Annotated in this window: 19 protein-coding genes and 1 pseudogene; 4 read left to right on the forward strand and 16 right to left on the reverse strand. The window is 47.9% G+C overall.

The genetic code is table 11. The features are described from left to right. The first annotated feature begins 126 nt into the window (after positions 1–126). Entirely contained in the window at positions 127–1,086 is a 960-nt protein-coding gene (gene cysK / locus PTQ21_RS26355; protein WP_274567697.1) for a cysteine synthase A, read from the forward strand. A gap of 135 nt (positions 1,087–1,221) precedes the next feature. Here the strand turns inward: cysK and PTQ21_RS26360 are convergent, their stop codons facing one another. After that, a complete protein-coding gene (locus tag PTQ21_RS26360; protein ID WP_063565647.1) occupies positions 1,222–3,204 on the reverse strand; it encodes an ATP-dependent DNA helicase in 1,983 nt (660 codons plus the stop codon). A 166-nt stretch (positions 3,205–3,370) separates the two neighbouring features. Here PTQ21_RS26360 and PTQ21_RS26365 point away from each other — a divergent pair. Both PTQ21_RS26365 and PTQ21_RS26370 read left to right on the forward strand, forming a co-directional pair. Beyond that, positions 3,371–4,870: pseudogene (locus tag PTQ21_RS26365) on the forward strand (catalase); the annotation flags it as partial. A 561-nt stretch (positions 4,871–5,431) separates the two neighbouring features. After that, positions 5,432–6,787 (forward strand): right-handed parallel beta-helix repeat-containing protein, encoded by a 1,356-nt coding sequence (locus PTQ21_RS26370; RefSeq protein ID WP_274567700.1) that lies wholly within the window; start codon positions 5,432–5,434, stop codon positions 6,785–6,787. A 245-nt stretch (positions 6,788–7,032) separates the two neighbouring features. Here PTQ21_RS26370 and PTQ21_RS26375 read toward each other — a convergent pair whose 3' ends face one another. The 10 genes from PTQ21_RS26375 to PTQ21_RS26420 form a co-directional block, all read right to left on the reverse strand. Continuing rightward, positions 7,033–7,287 carry a DUF6809 family protein gene (locus PTQ21_RS26375; protein WP_274567701.1) on the reverse strand — a complete coding sequence of 85 codons (255 nt, stop codon included), beginning with the start codon at positions 7,285–7,287 and terminating at the stop codon, positions 7,033–7,035. Positions 7,288–7,676: 389 nt separating this feature from the next. Next, the gene (locus tag PTQ21_RS26380; RefSeq protein ID WP_274567702.1) at positions 7,677–8,762 is read right to left on the reverse strand and encodes a DUF1648 domain-containing protein; all 1,086 of its coding nucleotides are present in this window, start codon (positions 8,760–8,762) and stop codon (positions 7,677–7,679) included. A 251-nt stretch (positions 8,763–9,013) separates the two neighbouring features. Further along, on the reverse strand, positions 9,014–9,766 hold the full coding sequence (gene yaaA / locus PTQ21_RS26385; RefSeq protein ID WP_274567703.1) for a peroxide stress protein YaaA: 753 nt from the start codon (positions 9,764–9,766) through the stop codon (positions 9,014–9,016). A 217-nt stretch (positions 9,767–9,983) separates the two neighbouring features. Further along, positions 9,984–10,862 (reverse strand): prohibitin family protein, encoded by an 879-nt coding sequence (locus PTQ21_RS26390; RefSeq protein ID WP_083584859.1) that lies wholly within the window; start codon positions 10,860–10,862, stop codon positions 9,984–9,986. A 441-nt stretch (positions 10,863–11,303) separates the two neighbouring features. Then, entirely contained in the window at positions 11,304–12,365 is a 1,062-nt protein-coding gene (locus tag PTQ21_RS26395) for a cell wall hydrolase (RefSeq protein ID WP_256338052.1), read from the reverse strand. A 278-nt stretch (positions 12,366–12,643) separates the two neighbouring features. Next, positions 12,644–13,861 carry an MFS transporter gene (locus PTQ21_RS26400; protein WP_063565627.1) on the reverse strand — a complete coding sequence of 406 codons (1,218 nt, stop codon included), beginning with the start codon at positions 13,859–13,861 and terminating at the stop codon, positions 12,644–12,646. Between the two features lie 114 nt (positions 13,862–13,975). Then, positions 13,976–14,791 carry a carbohydrate ABC transporter permease gene (locus PTQ21_RS26405; RefSeq protein ID WP_274567704.1) on the reverse strand — a complete coding sequence of 272 codons (816 nt, stop codon included), beginning with the start codon at positions 14,789–14,791 and terminating at the stop codon, positions 13,976–13,978. 49 nt (positions 14,792–14,840) lie between these two features. Beyond that, entirely contained in the window at positions 14,841–15,713 is an 873-nt protein-coding gene (locus tag PTQ21_RS26410) for a carbohydrate ABC transporter permease (RefSeq protein WP_175480658.1), read from the reverse strand. 3 nt (positions 15,714–15,716) lie between these two features. Further along, a complete protein-coding gene (locus PTQ21_RS26415; RefSeq protein ID WP_090951579.1) occupies positions 15,717–16,991 on the reverse strand; it encodes an ABC transporter substrate-binding protein in 1,275 nt (424 codons plus the stop codon). A gap of 212 nt (positions 16,992–17,203) precedes the next feature. Then, a complete protein-coding gene (locus tag PTQ21_RS26420) occupies positions 17,204–18,385 on the reverse strand; it encodes an LLM class flavin-dependent oxidoreductase (protein WP_274570573.1) in 1,182 nt (393 codons plus the stop codon). Between the two features lie 515 nt (positions 18,386–18,900). On the opposite strand from PTQ21_RS26420, the gene PTQ21_RS26425 reads away from it, so the two are divergent. Next, positions 18,901–19,773 carry a helix-turn-helix transcriptional regulator gene (locus PTQ21_RS26425; protein WP_063565624.1) on the forward strand — a complete coding sequence of 291 codons (873 nt, stop codon included), beginning with the start codon at positions 18,901–18,903 and terminating at the stop codon, positions 19,771–19,773. Between the two features lie 127 nt (positions 19,774–19,900). Here the strand turns inward: PTQ21_RS26425 and PTQ21_RS26430 are convergent, their stop codons facing one another. The 5 genes from PTQ21_RS26430 to PTQ21_RS26450 all read right to left on the reverse strand — a co-directional run bounded on the left by PTQ21_RS26430 (position 19,901) and on the right by PTQ21_RS26450 (position 25,838). Continuing rightward, the gene (locus PTQ21_RS26430; RefSeq protein ID WP_240321456.1) at positions 19,901–20,800 is read right to left on the reverse strand and encodes a hypothetical protein; all 900 of its coding nucleotides are present in this window, start codon (positions 20,798–20,800) and stop codon (positions 19,901–19,903) included. A 29-nt stretch (positions 20,801–20,829) separates the two neighbouring features. Next, complete coding sequence (locus tag PTQ21_RS26435; RefSeq protein ID WP_063565622.1) at positions 20,830–22,197, reverse strand: nucleotide sugar dehydrogenase; 1,368 nt, start codon at positions 22,195–22,197, stop codon at positions 20,830–20,832. 137 nt (positions 22,198–22,334) lie between these two features. Beyond that, on the reverse strand, positions 22,335–23,138 hold the full coding sequence (locus PTQ21_RS26440) for a response regulator (RefSeq protein ID WP_274567707.1): 804 nt from the start codon (positions 23,136–23,138) through the stop codon (positions 22,335–22,337). A gap of 68 nt (positions 23,139–23,206) precedes the next feature. Beyond that, positions 23,207–24,604, reverse strand: a complete 1,398-nt coding sequence (locus tag PTQ21_RS26445) for a glycosyltransferase family 2 protein (RefSeq protein WP_170867934.1) — start codon at positions 24,602–24,604, stop codon at positions 23,207–23,209. Positions 24,605–24,626: 22 nt separating this feature from the next. Continuing rightward, positions 24,627–25,838 carry a HEAT repeat domain-containing protein gene (locus tag PTQ21_RS26450; RefSeq protein ID WP_063565620.1) on the reverse strand — a complete coding sequence of 404 codons (1,212 nt, stop codon included), beginning with the start codon at positions 25,836–25,838 and terminating at the stop codon, positions 24,627–24,629. Between the last annotated feature and the right edge of the window lies 1 nt (position 25,839).

A 25,839-nucleotide genomic window follows, 5' to 3' on the forward strand; every position in this document is an offset into this window, starting at 1 on the left:
ATTCCGTTCAGACTTGTAATGAAAATGGATTCCTATAAGCAAACAAGCCTGCCTGCCATTAACGGCGGACAGACTTGTTCATTAGGAGTTGCTTTCAACGTCTTATCAATCAAGGAGTTGTACTTCATGGACTTGAATTCGCATTTAATTAATAATCAAACATCCGCACATACAGGCATTGCCGCAAATGTTACTGAGCTGATAGGCCAGACACCTGCCGTCAGACTGAACAGACTTACAGGTAGCGATTCCGCTGACGTATACGTCAAGCTGGAATACTTCAATCCGAGCGGCAGCGTCAAAGACCGTGCCGCCTATAACCTGATCGTTCAGGCTGAACGGGCAGAACTACTGCTTCCCGGCGCAACCATTATCGAACCAACCAGCGGCAATACCGGCATCGGTCTTGCAATGAATGCTGCTGCCAAGGGATATAAGGCCATTCTGATCATGCCGGACAACATGTCCAAGGAACGCATCAACATTCTGAAAGCCTATGGCGCAGATGTCGTGCTCACCCCTGCCGCAGAACGGATGCCTGGCGCGATTCGCAAGGCCAAAGAACTTCAGGCCGACATTCCGGGAAGTTTCATTCCCCAGCAATTCGAGAATCAAGCGAACCCGGACATCCACCGGATCACCACGGCTCCCGAAATTATGCAGCAGATGGAAGGCAAGCTGGACGCCTTTATCGCCACGGCGGGAACAGGCGGTACGATCACCGGAACGGGAGAAGAACTGCGTAAGCAGCTGCCGGACATTCGTATCTATGCGGTAGAGCCGAAAGGTTCTCCTGTGCTGTCCGGCGGCGAGCCCGGACCCCACAAGCTCGTCGGTACAAGTCCGGGGTTCATTCCGGACATTCTGAATACCGACGTGTGGGATGCCATTATCCAGGTGTCCGATGAGGATGCACTGGATACGATGCGGCAGCTTGCTGCCCGGGAAGGGCTGCTACTCGGCCCTTCCTCTGGCGCTTCGGTGTGGGCCTCCCTGCGCATCGCGCGGGAACTGGGGCCGGGTCACCGAGTGCTCTGCATTGCGCCCGATACCGGGGAACGGTATTTGAGCATGGGTATTTTTTAACAAAGAAAAACTCTTACACAAGTTAAAGACTCCCCTCCAAAATGAGCGCTTGATCACAGCTGGACGTTGAATCCGTAGCGTACAAGTACTTATTCTGGAAAGGAGCCAGTTAAGTTAAATATTCTAAATATAGAACTAGTGTGTCAGGGTTGTCCATTCTACACCTTCGGGAAGCAGAGCCGCAATGCGGTCTTTTGCTTCCTTTTTGGTATACAGCGATTCATCGAGAATGACCGCAGAACCGGAATCCGTGCTCGTCCGAATCAGACGTCCAAGACCTTGCTTTACACGCAGCAGCATGTATGGAAGATCGATCTCTTCATAAGGTGCCGCTGACGCTGTGCGTTTTGCATTGAATACAGGGTCCTGTGGTGGATACGGGAGCGACCAGATCATGACATTGGATAATGACGGTCCTGGAACGTCCAGACCTTCCCACAGATTGACGGAGCACAGTACACTCTCCTCATCCTCCTGGAAAGCGGCAATCAGGTCACTAATCTCCCGATCTCCCTCATACATAAAGCGTAACCCTTGAGCCTCAGGGACATGAACAATGTCCTGCTTGAATGCACGCAGCTCTTCCATCGTACGGAACAGAATCAGGGCACGACCCCCACTCTCCTGAAGCAACGTTACGGCGTCACGCAACCGATTTTCATTTTCCGGGTGACCAGGTACGGTTTCATCTGTAATCTTCATCTGCATTTTGTCCGCATAGTCATATGGAGAAGCCACGGAGAACGATACAAAATCATCAATCCCCAGACTGTCTGCCACATAACGGAATGAATTATCCACAGATAACGTTGCGGATGAGAAGACAATCGGAATGCCTGTGTTGAACACACGCTCGTTCAGAATTTCCTTCACGGTACGCGGCATGATCGATAAGGTTGTCTCGTCATCGCTCTGTTCAGCCCAGCAGATGTACCCATCTTCCTTACGGAACAACGCAAGGGCAGACTGAATCATGTCCAGATGTTCTTCCACTACACGCATCTGATAGCCGTCCAGCGAGAACAATCCGCTCTCAAATACCAATTCTTCGCCGATCGCATCCAATACGCTGGTCAGTCGTTCAATCTCCCGCAGCAACGGCGGTTCTACCCGCACTTCTTTCCGTTCCGATCCGGGAATGGCTACCGTATACGTATCCAGCAACGCGAACAGTCGCTCACTGCTCTCTATCGCTTCATCCACACGCTCGGCGAGGGATTCACGAATCTCACCTTCAAGCAGGCGAGTGACGAGTTCCTCGAAGATGCGGTGTTTCAATTTGTAGCTCAGTGCGTTCAGGGCCGCTTCTTCCAGCAAATGTCCTTCATCAAATACAACCGAGCTGTGATCAGGCAGCAATGGCAATTGTCCCTCGCGTTTGCGCGCTTCATAGGTCCACACATGCTCCATATAGTAATCATGGGAACAGATGATGATGTCCTTGGAACGGCGGTAGTGGTCACGTGATAACGTCAGACCACAGCGTTGACGTTTGGGACAAACGAAGCAATCCTGGAACGGGTCCCAGTTAATTTTATTCCACTGGCGATCATTCAGATGTGGATACTGTTTACGGTCACCATACGGATGGAAGGCCTGAAGCGTACCCGGCGTATTCACAAAATCCGGAAGGCTCTCATGCACCTCTTCGATCACCTGCGCATCCTCGTCCGCAAATCTCATCGCACTTAATTTATTCAGACAGACGTATTGGTCAGGTGATTTTCCCAGACGTGCATCCACTTCCAAGTCCAGATGTGCAGCCAGCTTCGCAATATCTCCGCCGGGCTTCACAAGCTGTTCAATCAAGGACTCATCAGCACAGGCAATCACCGCCGGTTTACCCGTATAACGTGCATAACAGACCGCGTAGAGCAGATAGACTAGTGTCTTGCCTGTCCCCACACCAGCCTCAGCCATAATGGTCTTTTTATCTCCATAGGCCCGTTCGAGCTGGTACGCCATAAAAATCTGTTCATCCCGTACCTCGAAGCCAGACTCAGGCAAAATATCGTAAAAAACATCGGCAACCCATTCCCCGAGACGGGATACAAAAGGTTCAGCCGGATCATATGCAAAAGGATAACGTTGTGTAGACAATCCTAAGTCAGCCTCCATTCTTCTATAAGTGGTGCATTTTTATCTAAAAACCGTCCATAGGGCAAAAGTTAATTATCCCACGCCATGAGGTGGGTGACAAGCTTTTTTTAATGGAAACGATGTATAGAACCGCTTTGCAGGGAAAATATATATTTGAATCCATCATAAGGAAAGGCGGTGCTCCATGAATCATCAGTCTTCACAACCTGAGCATTCCTCAGACAAGGCACCCGAGACATTAACGGATCGGCAAGGCCATCCCATCACGGACAATCAGAATGTTCGAACCGTCGGCAGTCGGGGACCGACTACGCTGGAGAACTATCACTTTCTCGAAAAGATCACTCATTTTGACCGTGAACGTATTCCGGAAAGGGTTGTCCATGCCCGCGGCGCTGGCGCTCATGGTGTATTTCAGGCGTATGGAACGGCCGGGGATGAACCCGTATCGAAGTATACACGCGCACGTCTGTTTCAGGAAAAAGGCAAAGAAACGCCCGTATTCGTTCGCTTCTCTACGGTTATTCACGGTGGACATTCACCGGAGACGCTGCGGGACCCGCGCGGATTTGCTGTAAAATTCTATACGGAAGATGGCAACTGGGATCTGGTGGGCAACAATCTGAAAATCTTTTTCATTCGTGACCCGCTCAAGTTCCCGGATATGGTGCATGCCTTCAAGCCAGACCCGTTGACCAATGCACAAGATATGGAACGGTTTTTCGATTTTGTCTCGCTCAGTCCTGAAGCCACCCATATGATTACGTTTCTCTTCTCCCCTTGGGGAATTCCGGCCAACTATCGACAAATGCAGGGGTCGGGCGTCAATACATACAAATGGGTGAACCAGGAAGGCACAGGCGTGCTCATTAAATATCACTGGGAACCGCTCAATCAAGGCATACGCAACCTGCTCCAAAAAGACGCTAGCGATATTCAGGGGCAGAACTTTAACCACGCTACACTCGACCTGTATCACGCCATTGAACAAGGAGATTACCCGGAATGGGAATTGTGCGTTCAGGTTATGGAGGACGGCGAGCATCCAGAACTGGATTTTGATCCGCTGGACCCGACCAAACTGTGGCCGCCAGAGCAGTTTCCGTTTTTGCCGGTTGGGAAAATGACGCTACACCGCAATCCCGAAGACTACTTTAATGAAGTGGAACAAGCAGCGTTTGGCACAGGTGTACTGGTGGATGGACTGGATTTCTCGGATGATAAACTGCTGCAAGGCCGCACCTTCTCCTACTCGGATACCCAGCGTCACCGGGTCGGTGCCAACTATCTGCAACTGCCAGTTAATGCACCCAAAAATCGGGTTGCCACCAATCAGAGCGGCGGGCAGATGCAATATCAGGTCGACCGTGCACCAGGTCAGAATCCACACGTCAACTATGAACCTTCCTCGTTGGGCGGCTTAAAAGAAGCAACCCCACGTGGCAAGGAGCATGAACCTCTTATTGAGGGTCATCTTGTTCGCGAGAAAATTGAGCGTACCAATGACTTCGGACAAGCCGGGGATACCTACCGTTCGTTTGAAGATTGGGAGCGAGACGAGCTGATCAGCAATCTGGTAGATGCTTTAGCCACATGCAAACCGGATATCCGCGAGCGCATGATCTCCCATTTCACACAAGCGGATGCCGATTATGGACGCCGGGTAGCGGAAGGATTATCCGCCGTCTCAACGGATGACAGTGCCACGGTCCAGCCCAAGCATGAGCCCACAGTGGAACAGGCCGCCAAGCGCAGCCATGAAGCAGATCCATATTAAGCACTGGCTGGTTTAGTTAAGGCGTATTTTAAGGTAAAGGACATGTTATATAGAAACGTATAGGTTCGTTAATTAACCCTCGGTAGCAAAGACTGCTTAAGCAGCTGCTATCGGGGGTATTTGGCGTTTCAACCTGAGCAGCCTGTGAGCTGATCATGTGGGGCCCTTCTATTTTAAATATTTATAAGGTTGATTTCGGTTGATTGGAGGTATGGATCATGCCGTTTGCTGCGAAAAGGGGCTCTTTCTACGTTAATTTCAGATGATCCCCTGTTAAATGAGGGACATGAACTGAGCGCAGGATTATACGCTACTCATATGAATTTCCATTTCCGACCAGTTATACGAGGCTTATCAGTAGGTTGTGTCCATCTGATCAAATGATTATTGATGATAACGTTTACAACATTTACCATGAATCTGTGTCCTCTAGGACTTCATTTCCCAATTACTAAGGAGGTTTGCTTAATGAAATTATTCCCTATTACTTCTGCTCATGCATCATCTCAACGTTCGCTGAAATCGAAAATGACTCACATCTGCCTAAGTGCCACGTTCCCTCTATTATTGCTCGGCGGTGGATCGGCTGGTGCGGCGGAACTGATCGATAGCGGACTGCAAAATTCTTCTGATTCTGTGGCTACCTCCAGTATCGCACTCGCTGCAGGTGATCTATATGTCGCTCCTGGCGGCTCGGCTAGCAATCCCGGAACCCTCGCGAGTCCTACGTCACTGGCTAACGCGTTGACCCAGATCACACCGGGCAAAACGATATATCTGCGCGGCGGTACCTACAGCTTCTCGGAAACGGTTACGATTGAGCGAGGCAACAGTGGTTCATCAGGACAGCGCAAAAATCTGGTGGCGTACGGATCGGAAAAGCCTATCTTTGATTTCTCGGCCCAAACCTTCGCCTCCACCAATCGCGGGCTGCAAATGTTCGGAGACTACTGGCTCGTCAAAGGACTTGAAGTGAAGGGCGCGGGCGACAACGGTATCTTTATCGGGGGCAGTTACAACCGTCTGGAACAGATCGAAGCTCATCATAACCGGGATACTGGCATCCAACTCGGACGTTATGCTTCGACTGCGGCAAACAGCGAATGGCCTGCCTATAATGAAATTATTCGCTCCTATTCCCATGATAACTATGATCCGGATGACGGAGAAGATGCGGACGGCTTTGCCGCCAAATTGACGGTTGGCCCGGGCAACCTGTTCGACGGTTGTATCGCTGCCTATAATGTGGACGATGGCTGGGATCTGTACAGCAAAACAGATACGGGCGCCATTGGCGTCGTAACGATCCGCAACAGCATCTCCCATCACAATGGGCAGACTTCGGATGGTACATCCACCTCCAATAGTGACGGTAACGGCTTCAAGCTGGGCGGCGAGAAAATCGCGGTGAATCACATCGTGGAGAACAGCATTGCTTTTCAAAATAAAAAGCACGGCTTCACCTATAACAGCAATCCCGGTTCAATCCAGATGAAAAACAATACGTCCTGGCAAAATGGCCAAAGCAACTTTGCCTTTGATGTAGGCACACATATCTTCACCAACAACCTGTCCTTCGAAGGCGGCGCCAGCGACAAAACCAGCGGAACCGACGTCAGCAGCACCAACGTCTGGTGGAAAAACAAGAAGAGCGTGAACGACAAAGGCCTGCTCGCCAGCGCAGCCGACTTTGTCTCCCTCGTACCTTCGGTGACACGCAGCGCGGATGGAACGCCTGTCCTGGGCGACTTCCTGAAGCTTGCCACTGGCAGTGATCTGATTGGATCGGGTACGCCATCGGGTACGAATATTGGTGCGCGGTAGGTTGTAGTTAGACAGGTGTAGGTAATAAGTGCGGGATTAAACACAAAAGCCCCTTTCCATGCCAGCCTGATCGGTGGTAATGGAGAAGGGGATTTTTGGGTTTGAATGATCGGGCAACCAACAGTTAATGCTAGTTACTTATGTTTTCGAATATTTTGGGCTGGTTTTGAAAGGTTACATCTGCCCTGCTCGCGTATAGGTTGGGTTAATCGTTTGCGCTCATGCTCTGCACAAAACCTCGATCATCAGCCTACCGCCTGTGCGGAACCTTGCTCAAACGCTGCTTCCACGTACATGGACGTCGATTGCCCGATTAAGTCTACCAATTCTTCCAATGCATCATATTCGTTCTCCGTATGCTGTGTCTTATAGTTCTGCATCAGGTCCGATATGCGGCGATTGATCTCCTGATACTTGGCATGCTCAGGATGAATCAACTCGTCCAACCGCAGGTTTCCGTGAAACAAATCCTCGATCAGGTTTGACATGTTATCCTTCATGGTACGGTCACCTCAGGGATATTGTAACTCAGGGGATGAGGTGAGATGATAATTTAGCGGGAATTCCGCTAGTATAACTGCGAACGTGACAAGTGGGACATCCCAACCGCTATATTAATAAAGTGGATCATCCTCTATCTAGTCGGATGTGTCTGCCGAAATATCATCTTCGAAATCCATCCAGCAGACCATTTTCCTTAAGAACCGCTGCTCGAATATTATGTTATCTAATGCCGATTCTCCTTTTAATTGTTAATCAAGGAAGTGGATTTTCGTTTTCCCACCTCTCAACTGCTCTTGTCTAATGTGAATGGCGTCTAATTTTGAAGCGAAAATATTTATTTGTTGAAAGCTAGAATACTCCGCTGAGTATTAACCTCCAAGCCTTGTTACCGCACCACAACTAACAGTACAATAATTCCGAGACAAGTCAGCCAGCTTACTGGGTGACCGAAATTTAATCCCCAGCCAACTCCGAACCTTTTCTCGACCATTAGGTTTGGATCTTTGCGATTGAAATAAATCATACCTAATAGCCATTTATCATCATCATGGACAGGTCTGACATTGGAGGAATCGTCAGATCGCTCCAAGCGGCTTCCGCCCTGACCAGCCCAGAACGATAAGGCGAAGGCGTATAGGATGATAAAAGCTATTATAATTAGGATAATGGGGATAGCGAAATTGATGTTAAGCAGAGATATCATGTTTAGTTGCACGACGGAAAACAGGATAACTATTAAGAAGCTTGCTGTAATCATAAAATATGACCAAGTACGGCGGAATGTTACGTCTTGTCTGATGGAACGGTTAGGATCAGTGGGTTGAACTTGATGCTTCACTCTGCGAATACTCCAATTCTCAAATATGAACAAAAGTGTTATGAACACTTGCATGAGCGTAGGCATAAACACAGAACTATAAGATTTAGCTGCATAGCGGTCTACGTTCCAACTGCTGTTGAAATGGATCGGAATCTGATCAGGAATAAGATCGTAGTTGCGTAGCACAGTTAGAATACTAACACCAATAATTAAAAAATGAATGAGGAACCAATTACTAGACAAGCCAATGTTTCTTTCCCGAAATTCAGTGTCCACTGCCATGATCGACGGTTCCGGAGCAATAGGCAGCATAGGTAGTAAACTTTTCATTTTGAAATGATAGCTAATGTTTATGACTAGGGAGATTACGACCATGGCGAGTGAATAAGTGACAATGATCCAACTTTGTTGCTTGGAATGTTCAACGTATATTAGGCAGATGATGCAAACAATGAATAGGATGGTATGTAAGGTAGCACTAATCCTAGCATATGATTTCCGCATCTGGCGCAGAGGCTCACTGTGGAATTGTGCAGCGCTGACGGTGACCCCAAAACTAATCGTCTCTCTTGTTAAATAAGGCATGCTTACCATGAGTAGAATGGTAGGTACAAATACAAAGATCATTACCATAACAGGCATTATCGTCATATCATTCGCCTCCTCTTATACATAAGTGTGTATTCGAAAAGAAAAGTCTATAACCCTTATAGCATAATGCCTTTTTGCATATGATTATCCTATTAAATTAGGATAGGTAATCAACTTGAACATAAATTTAATTATAATCGATTTTAGTGACTATAGGGGTGAAATTAACAATTTATCCGGATTTTTCGCTACACAGAGTTACTCATCTGACAACTGCAAGATGTACATCAAATCCATCGTTGTAAAACTGGCTATTTCTCCTCTGAATATATAAATACATAATTCTCTTCATCCGACTGATCTTCTGAGAAAACAAAACCTAACCGATCAAATCCCTTAATATCCCTCACATCTGTAATTTTACGCTCTGCCATATAACGTACCATTTCGCCTCTGGCCATTTTGGCCCGGGTTGCCTTTTCAACAATCTTCCCGTCGACCATTTGTCCAAATACACAAGTGATAAATCGGGTTTCCTCGCTCAGAAAAGGCGTGATGTTTTTGCTATACTCTTTTGAAGCCAAATTCAGGATACAGTCGCTTTCCGATTGAAGCTGATCTGCCAATTTGCTCCCCCAGAATTGATAGAGTGACTTGAAACCTGGACCTTGCAACTTGCCCTGCATCTCCAACCGATAAGGGGTGACCCCATCCAAAGGCCGTAACATGCCATAAAAACCGGATAATATGCGCAAATGCTGCTCCAGATACGCCAGTTCCTCCTTTTGCAACACACCTGGCGACATATACTGATACTGAATACCCTCATAGGCATAGATGGCTGGGGTAAGATTTGCTTTTATATTCATATTCCGGATCCGCTCCACGTTCTGTTCGGCGATTGCATCGTTACACTTCCACATTGCTTTGAGTTCATCATAGGTTAACTTTTGAAGCAAACTGAGTAGCTGTTCTGATTCGTTTATAAAATGCGGCATCTGTGTCATAGCCATAAGATCGGTATCGATCTTCATCTTTTTAGCTGGTGATATAATAATCCTCATCGTGCTGATCCATCCTTAATCTACCGTTGTTTTTGTCGTTATTCATTGTACAGGATTGGCTAGGTGAATCCAATATCTAGGCTTAACTAAATCCATTCATGGTGCCTTTGAAATGACTCAAAAATGAACAAGTCAGCCCACGATTGGACCGGCTTGTTCATTAGAATTCAACACATTAAATTGTTGAAAAAGTAAGGGGTGCATATCAAACCGCTAATTAGGGAGATACGCTCCCCGCGCTGCTATTTTGCTCTGTTTTTGTAGTCGGCAATTGAATCATTGGCGTATTTGACCCACTTACATATGGAAGGGCTCCATCCCATTTCTTGATGGTTTCATATTCAACGAGTTGACTCGATAATGATTGTTGAAGCTCTTTATTTGCTTTAGCTTGACCTTCTGCTTCGATCAATAGTTTGTCTGCATTACCTTGTGCTTCCACGCGCTTACGATCTGCTTCTTTTTTGGCGATCTCAAGTTCAGTCGTTTTACGTTCCAGTTCTTGAGAAGCTTCCACACGCTTATCGATTGCTTCCTGAGTCTTAGCGTCAGGTTGAGGAACACCTACGGTCACGTTTGATACAATAAAGCCTAACTCTTTAACGTCATCAGAAAAACGTTGTTGGACATCCACTCCTGCTTCGGATGACTTTTCACCATAAACATCAATGACTGTAAACTTGGAAATACCTTTACGAGCTGCGTCACGGAAACGTGTTTTGAGATATGTATCCTCAATTTCTTGAATGCTAATTGGCCCAAATGTATTGAATATAGAAGATACTTTACTTGGTTCTACTTGGTAGTTGTATGCAAAATCAATTGTGATGTTTTTCCCGTCAGAAGTAGCAATCTGAATATCTCTGTATTCAACCGTTTGAATTCGGATCGGATATTTCGTCACTTTATCAAACGCTCCAACGAGTTTCCACCCTTGACTTAGTGTACTATCTTTTACGCCTCCATTTGGTGAATAGACGACCCCAACATATCCATTAGGAATTCTTGTTAAAAAGAAGGTCACCAGTAACACTCCCACAATAATAACTACTGCAACCGCAATAGCCCCTACTTTAAACGTCTTTGAATTTTCCATCACCATTCTCCTCTTGTTTGAATTTATTGTATTTCTTCAGCAGTCTACCACCTATTTTATTGAATAGCGGGAACATTAATGACCATAGAATAAATGCTAGGATAAAGATTAAAATGATTCCCCCAATAAATGGCATATTCGTCCTCCCCTCTATGGATGTAACCGAGTACAAATTTATAAATAGCAACTAATTATATCCTCCTTTATATATACTTTGTAAAATCGTATTCGGTTTCAATGATATTCAGACACCATTCCAATATTCTTCGACCGCTGTCAATTGAAAAAGAGGGACATAATAATGTGGAAGATTTCCCCAATCCCCTCGCCTGCACAATCAAAATATAAAAGAAACCCCGGTAGCACGTCTGCATTCAGCAGCGTACAGCCGAGGTTCATCATTATCATTTCAAATAATACATTATTTATCTCTACTTAAACTCACCTTGTAAAATCATGCTGCCCAATCGTCAGTAATGTTGGTCTGCTCTTACTCCACAACGAAGTCGCAATTTTCGGATTGTAATAATAGAGCGCTCCGTGTGTTGGATCAGTGCCATTCAAAGCTTTACGAGCTGCCTGATAGGAAGTCTGGGTTGGCTTTGTATTAAACTGTCCATCGTCTATGGCCGTGAACTGCCCTTTTTGGAAAATCACTTTTGGAATTGATGAAGGGAATGCATTCGAATGGACTCGGTTCAAGACGACCGCGCCTACAGCAACCTGTCCTTCAAAGGACTCTCCGCGTGCTTCCCCATGAATCAGCTTCGCGAGCTGGCGCAGCGTGTTACCTTGGGCTGCAGCCTTCTTGTTCAGTCTGTTCAGTGTTGCCGGGCCTGCAATCCCATCCGCACTCAGCCCCTGAGCCTGTTGGAACTTACGGACAGCGCCTTTGGTGAGAGACCCATAATACCCCGTCAATCCAGCTTTAAAATACCCCAGTTCGTTTAATTGCTCCTGCAATTGCAGCACATGTTCACCGCGAACGCCCTGTTCCAGCTTCTGTGCTCCGGCAGGCGGAGCTGCCATCGTGAGACCGAGAGCCATTGCGAAGGCACCGAGAAGCACACTGACTCGTCCTGCTCTTTTGCCAGCCTTTCTCCCTCTGCGATGGGTGATTTTCCGGCTGATGGTAATAGGTTCCATGTGGTCAGTGCTTGTGTGCAAATCATGCAGATCAAGCCTCTCATCTCCGCTATCTAATCTAAACTCTTCATCAAGGCTGTAGATATAGCTCGTCATCTTCATCTGTTTCATTTCTTTCATCTCTTTAACAGGAGTAAGATCAATCACATCATATCTCCCGTTTATCTCACTTATCTTATCGTTGCCATTATAGCTGTACATTACATTCATACCGACATTATCAGTCACACGTACTACTTCACACACGCCATTCTGTCCACTCATCATATGCTTTTCATTCATTTTATTCTTCTCATTCATCATATTCTTTTCAATCATTTCACACGTTTGATCCATTTCAATTTTGTTCTTCATCATTCCATTAACCTCCACTTTTCTGAATCCAGATCCCACTTCTTCCCCCTGAATCCTCACGGCCCTACATCCCGAGTGTCATTATAGGATATAGAAAAAGTGACGTCTATCGGACCGATGGCGCAGGCGAAAATCCACTCCAAACACATCAAAAAGAGGCATGAGCCCATGGTCACGCCATAGTCATGCCTCTTCTTGTATCAACCTTCTGCCGCTTATCCACCCCGTTATAGTCGTAGGCAGGCAGACCCGCACAAAAGTTGCGTTGTATTTATTGACATTTATTCGGCCAGTTCCAGACCCTTGGTTTCCCGGCCCAGGAACAGCACAGCCGCAGCGCCAATGAGGATGGTCACGAAGAAAATCGTGAAAATTAGGCTGATTGCGACCTCACGCTGAACCAGCATACCAACCATCAATGGAGCAAGCACGCCCCCAATCCGGCCTACCGATGTAGCAAGACCCACACCTGTTGAACGAACGGAAGTGGGGTACAATTCCGGACTGTATGCGTACAGACCGCCCCAAGCTCCCAGATTGAAGAAGGAAAGACAGATACCTGCGGTCAGGATCGTCGCTTCCGTTGTTGCCAGTCCAAAAGCAATCGCACTTACTGCTGTCAATGTAAGATAAACGACAAGTACAAATTTGCGGCCAAACCGCTCAATGAAGTACGCCGCCGTGAAGTAACCTGGCAGCTGTGCGATCGTCATAATCAGCACGTACTGGAAGCTTTTGACCAACGTAAAGCCTTTTGCCATAACAACCGATGGCAACCATAAGAACATGCCATAATAAGAGAAAATGACGGTAAACCACAAGATCCAGAGCATCAACGTTGTGCGGCGATGCGGTGCCGACCAAACCGTGGCTACCTTTTCGCGGAACGTGATTTTCTTAATCTTGGTATTGTTCTTGTAACGAGGCGGGTCCTGAATGGCACGGCGCAGATACAGCGCATAGAACGCTGGAACGGCACCAATGGCAAAAGCAATTCTCCAGCCATATTCCGGGATAACAAAGTTGGCAATGAGTGCCGATACAATCCAGCCACCTGCCCAGAAACTCTCCAGTAGTACAACTGCACGTCCACGTTCTGCCGTAGGCATCGACTCCGATACCAATGTAGATGCCACGGGCAGCTCTCCGCCGAGGCCGATACCTGCAATCAGACGCAGTACACACAATACAGCGAATCCGGTGGCCAAGGCTGACAGACCGCTCGCGATCGTAAAGATCAGTAGGGTCCACATCAAAATGGCCTTTCGGCCGAAACGGTCCGCAAGTGCCCCCGCAAGCAATGCACCGAGCGCCATACCGATGGAGTTGATACTCGTAAGCACCCCGACTTGTCCAGGGCTGAGACTCCATTCCTTGGCGAGTGCAGCCACGATGAAGGAAATCATGCCGACTTCCATTGCATCAAACAGCCAGCTCATGCCGGCACTGAACAGCAGCTTGCGCTGCTTGGGATTCCGCAATACTTCCAGTTTGCTCATGTCTTATAGCTCCCTTGATCTCTATGTAGTCATTCTGACACTAAACCATTATTATGCAGAATGATCCAGAAATCAATGTAAAATACGCATATCCGTTGATCTTCTTCCTATACCTTACCCCTTGAGTGAACCCGCTGTCAGACCTGCTACAAAATAACGCTGGAGCAGAATGAACAGCACGATCATCGGAATGGCTGTTACCAGTACACCGGTGAGCATCATCGGATAGTTGGTCACGTATTCCCCGCGGAACTGCATGAGTGCGAGTGGTAACGTCAGCTTGGACTTACTGCTGAGCATCAGCATCGGAATGAGCAGATCATTCCACACCATAACGAGCAGGAACGTGGCTGTAGCTGCCAGAGAAGGTGCGGCGAGTGGTAGGGCAATCCGTGTATAGAGCCTCCACTCGCTTGCTCCATCCATACTGCCCGCTTCCAGTATTTCCGCATTCAGCATACGCATGAAGCCCGTCAGCATAAATACGGAGACCGGCATCAGCATCGCGGCTGAAACTATAATTAGTCCTGTCAGACTGTCCGACCATCCGAGCGTACGCGTCAGGGAATAGATCGGCAGCATGCTCACTTGGGAAGGAACGATCAGACCTGCAACGAACAAAGCAAACACAATTTTGCCCACACTGCCACCCCAGCGAACAATGGCATAAGCAATCATGCTGCTGAGCAACAACTCAATCGCAACGGTACCCAGCGTTACGACCAGACTGTTCCCGAAATACTGCCACATCGGCTGGTTGGGGAACATGCCAGTGAGATTGTCCCATGTAAACGGGTCCGGCCAGCTAAATGGACTGATGAAGAAGTTGCTGCTCGTTTTGAACGATGACACAAATACAAAGTACAACGGCACGATGATTAGCAGCGCGTACACCAATAAAATCAGGCGGTTGAACCACTTTAGAAACATGTGAACTCCTTTCTGCCTCTTGTGCAGGATAAATGCTCCAGCAACAATATCAATAGCTTACCCGGTCGGCACGCAGCGCCTTGAACTGCAATAACGTCAGCAAAGCGAGCAGAACCAGGAAGATCATCGAACCCGCAGAAGCGAGGCCAAATGAGTAGCTGCCAAAGGCGGTGTGATAGATATAAGTTGTCAAAATTTCAGTAGCATAGTTCGGGCCTCCGTCTGTCATCGTGAAAATGAGATCAAAAGCCTTGAAGGATTGAATCGTGGTATAGGCCACGACAATCGTTGCCGAAGGTGCAAGCAAAGGCCAGGTCACGGTACGGAATACCTGCCATTTGCTGCCGCCATCCATACGTGCTGCTTCGTACAGCTCCGCTGGAATGCCTTGCAGACCTGCGATAAACACGATCATCATCTGCCCGGCATGTGCCCAGACTTGTACAGCGGCTATCGAGTAGATTGCGATCTTCGGATCACCAATCCAGTTGTGGGCAATGCTCCCCATACCTGCCTCGTTCAATCCATAGTTAATCAACCCGATCGAAGGATCGTACATAAAAGCCCAGATCAGACCCACCGATACAGAGGACAGAATCGCAGGCAGAAAATAGAGCGCCCGGAGCGCGATGCGTGTCTTTGTGTTACGTACCAAAAGCAGCGCCAGAACAAGTGAAATAAAGGTTTGCGCAATGACAACCGTTAACATGAACTCGACGTTGTTGCCAAAAGCTTTGCGAAATACGATGCTGCTGAGACTGTCCTTGTAATTATCCAGCCCTACAAATGCATACGACGGGGATACCCCGTCCCAATCCGTAAAGGAGTAGAACAGCCCCGTCAATGTAGGAAATACGAACAGTGCAACGTACAGCAGCAACCCGGGTAACAAAAACAGGGATAGCTGAATACGGTTCTTCATCGTTTATTTCCCGATATGCTGATCAATGATCGCCTGTGCTTGCTGCGCTGCTTCTTCAGGAGAAGTGCCACTCAGTACAGCCTGAATGGAGTTGGTTACTGCTTTCTGATTATCTCCGTTCAGGATAGTGAACCGTGGCTGGAACACGGTCTTTTTGCTCGCCCAATCTCCGGCAACCTGGAGCTCAGGTGTATCGTACTTCACATCATTCACCGTTACATTCTGTCCCGTCTGGTTCGCATATTCGCCAGCCACTTCCGGATTGCTCAGGAATTCGATGAACTTCTTCGCTTCTTCGGGGTGTTTGGACTTACTGTTCACCGCAAGCATAAATGTCGTGGTATGAACGCCTTCATACTTCGCCTGATCGGCACTCACCGTAATCGGTGCAAGCAGCTTCTGCTCCAGATTCGGATTTTGAAGCTTGTTCTGAGCCAGCTGATAAGATCCGCTTGCCAGCATGGCTGCTTTCTCCTGGATAAAGAGTGCTCCCGCTGCCGGGTCTTTCGTTCCCAGTGCGTCCTGCTGGAAGTATCCTTTGTCGTTCAGTTCTTTGATTTGAGTTAATGTTTTCACCCAAAACTCATCCGTCAGTTTGGCCTCTCCGGCTTCCACTTTGGTAAAAATGTCGTCACTCGGTGCATTGTTCATCACCATCGTATTCATGAATTGGCCTGGACCAATATCCGCTCCAGCAAATGCAATCGGAATGATGCCGTTGTCTTTCAGCGTCTGGCATAGTGCCAGGAAGCCTTCCCAATCCGTTGGCGGGGTCAATCCATATTTTTCGAACAACTTCACATTGTAGATTGGATCGTTATATACGAGTTGATAAGGAATTGCATTTTGCTTGCCATCGTGCTGGCCTGCTTCAATTAGCTTAGGATTGTATGCAGACAGAAACGACGATCCAGTCAGATCAGTGAACAATCCGGCTTTGGTGAAGGCTTCGAACTGTGCACCAGGGAAGGAAGCAAATACATCCCCAACTGAACCGTCACTGATTTTGGATTGTACAGTGGATTGATATTGGTCTGAAGGAAGAGTCTGCATTTCCACATGGATGTTTGGATTTTCCTTTTCAAACGCATCAATCGTCTTGTTCAGTGCTTCCACATCCTCTCCACGCCAGTGCATGAAGCTGATTGTTACTTTGCCCGAACCGGAGGAATCGCCCCCTCCTGATGCCGCGTTATCCCCGCCGCCGCAGGCAGACAGCAGGATGGACATTACCAGCATACTGACAAGGGGCAGGATATATTTTTGTTTTTTTCTCATGAAAGAAGACCTCCTGAAGGATGTTATATAAGTTAAACAATGATTTTACACTGAACCACTACGCGGTCAGAACCATCTTCCAATCGCTGTTATCCCCAGATTTTTTTAAAATCACTTAATTAAAGGTGGAAATCCGGGGATAAAGGCGAACGCTACGCTTCTCCAGATTTTTTCTGTCCTCTTCGTTACCGTGTAAAAAAGGTTTCACTTATTTAGTTGGTAGTAACTGAATGCTTCTTCTGTCTTATTTTCCACTTCTCACGAATAATGGGCATCACAGTCCGGCCGAAAATTTCGGCTTCTTCCAAATGTGGGTACCCGGATAATATAAATGTTGTCACGCCCAGATCTCCATATTCCATCAATCGTTCTGCGACCTGTTCTGCTGTACCCACAATGAGGATTGCTCCGCCGGAACGTACAACTGACAAACCTGTCCACAGGTTGGGACCTACGACAAACTGCTGCTTCTCGGACAGTTCCCGCAGCTCATTCTGTCTGCGTTGGTTGGTTGCATCCGTCTCTGCGAAGGCTGCTTTGGCTTTTTCGATGGCCTCTGGTGGGACTTTGCTTATAGTCTCCCAAGCCGCCGCCCATGCTTCTTCTTCCGTATCCCGAATGAGTACCTGTGCACGCATACCGTAACGGAGCTGACGATCTTGTCCGGTTTCCTCTTTGATCTGTTCGCGAATGACTTCAATTTCTTCGATCTGCTCCTGAATCCAGTCATGCGGCTCGCCCCACATGAGGAATGTATCTGCGTGTTCAACAGCGACCCGCTTTGCAATCGGTGAACTTCCACCCAAGTAGAACGGCGGATACGGATTTTGCACCGTTTCAGGCATGCCTACCGGACCTTTGAAATGATAATACTTACCGTTAAACTCCGAATTGTCTTCGGATCCTTCCTGATTCGATATGGCACCACTTCCAGCAAACTCGGTCAGATTGAGCCCGGCCGATTGTGTCCATGAACGCTTCATCACTTCCATGTACTCGCTCGCCCGTTCATAACGTTCATCATGGGCATGAGCCAGTGGATCTCCCAGTTCCTCCAAATCCCGAACCGAACTGCCTGTCACCACATTGATCATGGCACGACCGCCAGACAGTTGATCCAGTGCCGCTCCCATACGCGCCGCCAATACAGGGGTGACCAGACCCGGTCGAATGGCCACAAGCGGACGCAGTGTTTTCGTGTGACTCATGACAGCCGAACCCACAACCCACGCATCCAGACAGGCTCCCCCTGTCGGAATCAATACAAATTCAAAACCTGCCGTCTCCGCTGTCTGCGCTACTTGAACCAAATAATCCAGGCTCGGTTCCCGCTCCGGGGCAACTCCTACATATTTTCCGTCTCCTGCTGTAGGCAAAAACCAACCAAACTTCATCTCTTCCTGTTCGCTCACGCAAGTCAATCCCTTCTATGAATAAATAAAGTCTCATGTTAAAAATAAGATCGGTGTTGTGCAACATGGCCGTTCCGGGTACGAATCGTTCTTTCGATCGCTGTTATCTCCAGATTTTTTTGATTCACTTTTCCAAGGGGAAAATCCGGAGATAAAGGCGAACACTGCGTTTCTTCCAGAATCGATTTCGTCCCCTCCACTACGTTCGCACTCGTTAAACCTTATTTTTAAAGTGCGCCTAATTTCTAATCAATTTATAAGTACGTACACTTCCAAATGCCGATTAATTAACTTGGTTTAATAGGTATGGACATCATAACAATTGATTTGTCTGTGAGCAATGTCATTTCGCGGCCATTTCATTTTGTCATTTTGTGGTGAATTCACAGGAATAGGTCTTCTCGATCTTGAATATTTACAAAACCCACCTGTATAATAGGTTATAAGAGAAACTTTCAGAGATTACAAACTATACTTATATTAAAGAGGTGTTCCTGATGATCGAGAGCATGAAGGAGGACCACCACGAGTTTTTGGATATTATTTTTTTTACTCCGTCTGAATTCGAGAAAGCCGGTGGAGCATGGCCGATTCGAATCGGTCGTAATATAGCCAAGAGCAACTATCATATCGGCCCTCGAACGACGCCTTTTCATTATTTAATTTTTGTTCTGGAAGGCGAGGGAACTTTCATACAGAACGGACATCGTTATTCCCTGCGTGCCCGCGATGCATTCTGCCTGTATCCACAGGTTACCCATGAGTACTGGTCCGACCCAAAGGAATCTTTGCACAAAATTTTCATTGCCTTTGATGGAAAACATGCAGCTGAACTTTTGGCACGAATCGGGCTTACTCCAGACGCGCCGCATCGTTCAGGCGTACTCACGCCGGAGACGGCAAGTGGCATGCGTGCTTTTATGGAAGAGGTTCGCAAACCTCAGGGAGGCGCAAGCGACCTGGGACGACTTACCCGTTTTCTCGGATTGTTTGACCGGATTGCCAAATCCCCTGCTACCCGAGTGCTTCAACCAGACTCTGCCACACCCTGGCTGCAAAAGGGCAAGGAGTACATGGATATTCACTTTGCCGGCGGCATTACCGTGGAAGGTGTATCTTCTCACGCTGGCGTGGATCGGACCCATTTTGCCAAACAATTCCGTAAAGCCTACGGCCTGTCTCCTGTCCAGTATATTCAACGTCTCAAAATGAATCAGGCCAAACGGTTGCTTGTTCAGACCCCGTTAACGTTAACTGAAGTAGCGCATTCGGTGGGTTACCCTGATCTGTTTTCTTTCTCCAAAGCGTTCAAAAAGCAGGTGGGTCTGCCACCCAACCGATATCGAACGGCCGAGAACAATAAAAGCTGATTTGTCGCCATCCGCATGCTAACGAATAGCAAAAAAAGGCAAGCCTCCTTGATCGGAGACTTGCCTTTTCCTCATTACATATTACAGTGCTCTTTCTTAAACTGCATATACCTATTATATACACCCGCTACTTCTTCTCCTCGCTCTTTCGAGCCAGCGGAATTCCGTTTTCCTTTGCATACCATGCTTCATAATGATGCACCGCAACACCTGCAAAAGATGAATGAGAAGCGCCGAGATCAAACACTTTCTTCATTTCTTCATCCATATTGGTGATAGATTTGCTGAAAAAGGTTAGATGATCGCCCTCATGCGTATCAGCCAGTTCGGCTCCAACCCATACCTTCTTGCCAAGCTCATCCGCTTCATCCAGCTCTTCCTTGGACAGATCATACATCTGCTGACCACGATCCCGATAGGCCATGATGGCTACCGCATCAAAGTGATCAATCACCCAGCGGCTGAATGTACCTCCGCCTTCTGCCGACTCGCGAGCATCCAGCCAGAAAGGGATTGCGGCACTCATGTAGAGTCCGGCATCATTACCAGCTTTGGTCCAGGCCTTCATGTTGTCGCTCCACTCCGCAATAACGCTATTCTGCTCGTTCTCCCAGCGTTTTAGCTGATAAGGCTCAACATCCAGCTGAATTCCCTCAAAGCGTTCATTTTTGGCCGAAGCTGCATTATATGCCCGTACTTTTTCAATAAACGCAAGTCCCTCTTCCCGCTTCTCCGTATAGGCCCAGTCTGCATGACCGTTAAGGGCATGTACTTCGATCTCAGCCTGCCTCGCAGCCGCGATGAATTTGCGGTATGTCGCATCGGGTACCTCATCCTGAATTTGCAGGAAAATGGTATTCACGCCCTGCGCCTTGGAGAAGGAGATAATTTCAGGCGTCTGCTCTGCAATAATGGAAGCGTCCCACAGCCAGGTCGCTTTGTGTTCCTCATGTGAAAACCATTTGAGTAGCCAGGGCAGAAGAAGCAGGCAGAACAGCAGGGCCAAGATGGCCCATTTTGCCTTCACCGACAGTTTGCCCCACTTGTTCGTTATATTCAGACGAGCAACGCTTCACTTGGCTCAAGCACAGGGTGCTGTACCGAATGACCAATCTTGTAAATGTGCGGATGTGGATACGTTTTGAACGCATTACGTGTATCCAGAATCGGCACGCCCATCTCGGCAATATCAAAGTAAGGCAAATCGCTGTGGTTGGTGATCAGCACGATGCAGTCGTACTTCTTGAACTGTTCCAAGTTGAACACTTCGCTATATACCGTCTCGCCATGCTTGTCCAGGAACGATTCAGCATGTGGATCATAATAGCTGACATTGGCTCCACCTTCCTTGAACTGTTCATAGATTTCCAGTCCTGGAGATTCACGCAAATCGGCAATATTCGGTTTGTACGACATACCAAGCAACAGAATGTTGGATTTACGTACCGATTTCGCGTACTCATTCAGAATGGTTGATGTTTTGTTCAGTACATAATATGGCATATTGTCATTGGTGGATTGCGCCAGCTCAATGAACTTGCTGTAGAAACGGAATCCTTTAGCCTTCCAGGACAGGTACATCGGATCAAGCGGGATGCAGTGACCGCCGATGCCAGGGCCCGGATAGAAAGGCATGAATCCAAACGGCTTCGTCGCAGCTGCGTCGATAACTTCCCAGATATCGATGCCCATACGGTCACACATCATTGCCATTTCATTAACAAAGGCAATGTTTACGCTGCGGAATGTATTTTCCAACAGTTTGGACATTTCAGCCACTTTTGGTGAAGATACAGGTACAACCGTTTCAACGTATTTGCTATACAACGCTGTTCCCAGTTTGAGGCAAGCTTCAGTTGTGCCCCCGATTACTTTCGGTGTATTAAAAGTAGTGAATCGTCCGTTGGACGGGTCCACACGTTCAGGCGAGAAGCACAGGAAGTAGTCTTTGCCTGCTTCATGTCCGATTTTGTCCAGCTCATCCTGGATCAGTTCTTCGGTAGTACCCGGATAAGTCGTGCTTTCCAGCGTAATCAGCATGCCTGGTTTCATATGCAGTTTAATCTGATCCACAACCGTCTCGATATAAGACGTATCCGGGTCCTGATTTTCACTGAGCGGTGTAGGTACGCAGATGCTCAACGCATCGATCACGCGCAGCATGCTGTAATCCGTTGTAGGCTGGAAGCGGCCGCTTTGCATCACTTTTTTCAATTCCTCGGACGAAATATCGTGAATATAGGAATCTCCCTGATAGATGCTCTCCACTTTGGATGCATCCAGATCAATCCCGATTACCGTGAAACCCTGATTGACCATTTCCACCGCAAGTGGTAATCCTACGTAACCGAGCCCGACCACGCCGAGCACCGCTTCTTTATTTTCGATCGCATTCAGTAATGTGTGGAATTGTTGATTCTCCATGATATTCCCTCCGGGCAGTGTATTTGTTTGGTTGATTGACGAATCCATTTGATAGATGTTTGTCTGTAGATGTACTTATTTGTCTGATAAAAATTAATGAAGGCTATTTGTTTCTCTTGGCTTTACTTGTGGTGCTTTTAATGCAGGCAACGCCTGATTCGGGCATCCAGCTCCACAGGTGAGAACGGTTTGGTCATATAATCATCGACTCCGCTGCGGAAGCATTGACTGATCGTTTGTTCCACACGCTGTTCCGTTAATACGACGATTTTGGGCGGCTGAGCCACATCCAGGTTCTGGATATGTTGAATGAACGGCAGGCCATCAATGCCATACAGGTTCAATTCGGTCAGCACCAGATCAGGCGTGATTTTCTCAATCAGTTCCAGTGCAGCCAGTCCGTCCACCGCTTCATAGGTTTCATACCCCTGCATCTTCAGACGCAATTGCAGAAACTCGCGTACCGTCGGATCGTTATCCACAATCAAAATTCGTTCCGGCTCGTCTACCGTCTTGTCCAGCGTGTAGATATGAATCTCCGACGGGTCTACCAGCTTGGCGGACTCAGCCATATGTTGAATGGTTGCCTTTGAAGGACGCTCACCTGCCGGGAAACTTGCCAGCGTGATTTGCGGATCGGCACCAGGTACCGTCTCCTGCAATTCATGCTTGATGCGAAGCCCCTCATAATGAACCTCATCCAGCGTCAACCCTGGCAGCAGGACAGCAAGTGCCTGTGTGGCTCCATCCTGCCAGACCTGGTAGGCAGACTCACTGGTCTGCTCCAGATGTGTCCTGACCTGCTGCTCCGGCTGAGACTGCCCTGCACAATGGATGAACATTAAGCCGCATGTTTCGGCACCCGTTTCTTTCAATCTCTGTTCTACACTGCGGTACACATTAACGGCAGCCTCACGCTGCAATGTCGCCGTATTTGGCATGTTCTTTTCCACCCTTCTCCCTCGGTTATCTATATTGTTTCTGCTGTATTACTTTGATTACGCTGTGCTTAAGCCGCCTCGCTTGTCTTCTCTTCCTCGGACCAGCTCTGGCGTGTCATGGTACCCCATGAGTTGTTGTTTTGCATGAACTGGATATGCCCCTGCAATCTCCACAGCACGCCGAGCTGATGATAGCCGACGAATTTCAGAGCGGAGTAGAACAGCATTTTGACCAGATCGGATAGCTTGTTATACCGCTTGAATGCAATTTCCTCAAGCACAAGGGCTCCCACACTGAGCAGATAACCACTCACAATGTTGAGCGATCCAAAGAGCACAAGTATCGGCCACTGGGTCATATCCATCAGTACATATCCCGTGAGAGCGAGAAGTCCGGTAATTCGGAAATACGGATTCAGCGCTTCAAAAAGAATGTTGTACGGCATGGTCAGCATGCCCATGACTTTATATTTCGGGTTGAACAACATGCCGCGATTCTCGATCATGTTCTTCAGATTTCCACGTCCCCAGCGTTTGCGCTGACTGGACAAGATCCGGTAGGAATCCGGCGCCTGTGTCCAGCACACGGCTTCAGGGCAGAAGGCTACGCGGTATTTCAATTTATTCTCCAACATATAACGGTGAAGTTTGATGATAATGTTCATGTCTTCACCCGGATAACCGTCCCGGTATCCCCCAACCGCAATAACCGCATCCTTGCGGAACATGCCGAAGGCACCCGAGACGATGATCAGACCATTCATATGACTCCAACCGATCCGTCCGCCGAGAAAAGCTTTGAGATACTCGATGGACTGGAACATCGGCCAAATCTTGCGAGGCAGTGAAACGTCCTGCACTGCCCCATTCTCGATTTTGCAGCCGTTGGCTATCCGTACATCCCCGCCAATAGCCACCGTCTCTTCCGGATTCTCCATATACATGCGAGCCATACGAATCAGGGCATCCTTCTCCAGTAAAGAGTCAGCATCAATGGAAGAAATCAATGGATAATGAGACAGGTTGATTCCGGCATTGAGGGAATCGGCCTTCCCGCCGTTTTCCTTGTCAATGACATACAGGTCGGGGAATTCCGGATTGTGGTAGATCCCGCGAATTTTCTGACAGGAAATCTTGCCCCTAATCATCGTGTTGGGTACCGGCTTCAGACGATATTCTTCCAGCAACACCTTCAGGGTGGTATCGCTTGAACCATCATTCACCACGATGACTTCATACGTTGGATAATTCAGCGTCATCAGGCAGTTCACATTTTCAATAATCGTCAGTTCCTCGTTATATGCGGGCACCAGCAAGGAAACCGATGGTACCAGCTCCGAGCCTGACAACGTATTGTATTTGGAATAATGCGATCGCCTGAAGATCGTCCAAATGTTACGGAATGATAAGGCCAGAATGGAAAAGTAAAGCGTATTTACGGCAACGACATAATAGATTGCAACCATGCCGTAGATTAATAGTAGATCTCTAAGCAGTGTAATCCCCTCCTACCGCAGCCACACCTGTACGTTTCTTGCTTGTTATCCGGTTCCCACGTACGGGACCGAAGTACCGATCATACAGCAGCCTTTTTTTGTTATGTGCAATCATCTGGTCAACGGCTTTGTGGTCTGTTCCTGAGTGCTGCATCGTACTCTCAATCTGCTGCATTGCAATTTCCCGTTCAGCACCTGTGCCCTCCACAGCCGCCTGACACAAGGCTTCAAATCCCGGTTCACCCAGCTTGCCAAGGCTCTCCGCACTGTTATAGCGTACTCCCCAATCTTCATCACGCAGCGCTTTGCGCAGCAGTGGAATGCTGCCTGCCGCATGTTTCGAACCGAGCGCCTGCACCACTTCGGCACGCACCTCCGGGTCCGAATCCTGCATGAGCTTCAGAATGGTCTCGTCCTGAAGTGCCGGACTTGCGCTAAGATATAGCTTCACCGCTTCTGCCCGTACATCCTGATGTTCTGCGCCAACAAGTCTGTCGAGTGCAGGCATCACTTCGGGTACAGCTTGTCCCCACATCGCAACCAATCCCACTTTGACAAAGTCAGGATTGCGATCTTCCAGCAACTCAATCAGAATTCTGCTTGTATCCAGACTGGTTTCGAGCAAAATATCTGCTGCCAGATGATGAATCGATTTTCCTTTGGTTAACAGCAACGCGAGCATATCTTTCAGTTCACCCTGACGGATGGTACATCTTGCGATCGAACGACCAATCATAATTGCCATCGGACCAGGTTTTTCTTCCTTAAGCAATTCCATCAAGCCTGGAACGGCCTCTGGACAACGCATGCCGCCCAATCGATACGCTGCATCAATCTGGCGTCCGTAACGAATACGACTCAGTTCCTTCAGATCATGCTCTACAAATCCGGCTTCACGGCAGAGTACAATCAATTTGTTGCGATACTCGCCCTTGAACTGATCAATCCATTCAATAAGTTTGCTCTGGATGACCCGACGCTCAAGCGGGGCCAACTTCCCAGGTGGCAATCTCAGGGGACTGTCCTCTGTCAGCGCCGTCTGCAGATACGTAAAGTAGTCACGCTGCTTTAATTTATAAAACTCAATCTTGCGCCGTTTGCCGTTGTGGGACATTTTCATGGCAAACAGCAGGATTACACCCACAGCGACGAGCGCCGTACAGATGTATAGAAATAGATAAGCCAAAGCCAAATTCGGAAACATT

Origin of the sequence: Paenibacillus marchantiae, assembly GCF_028771845.1 — a bacterium.
GTDB lineage: Bacteria > Bacillota > Bacilli > Paenibacillales > Paenibacillaceae > Paenibacillus > Paenibacillus marchantiae.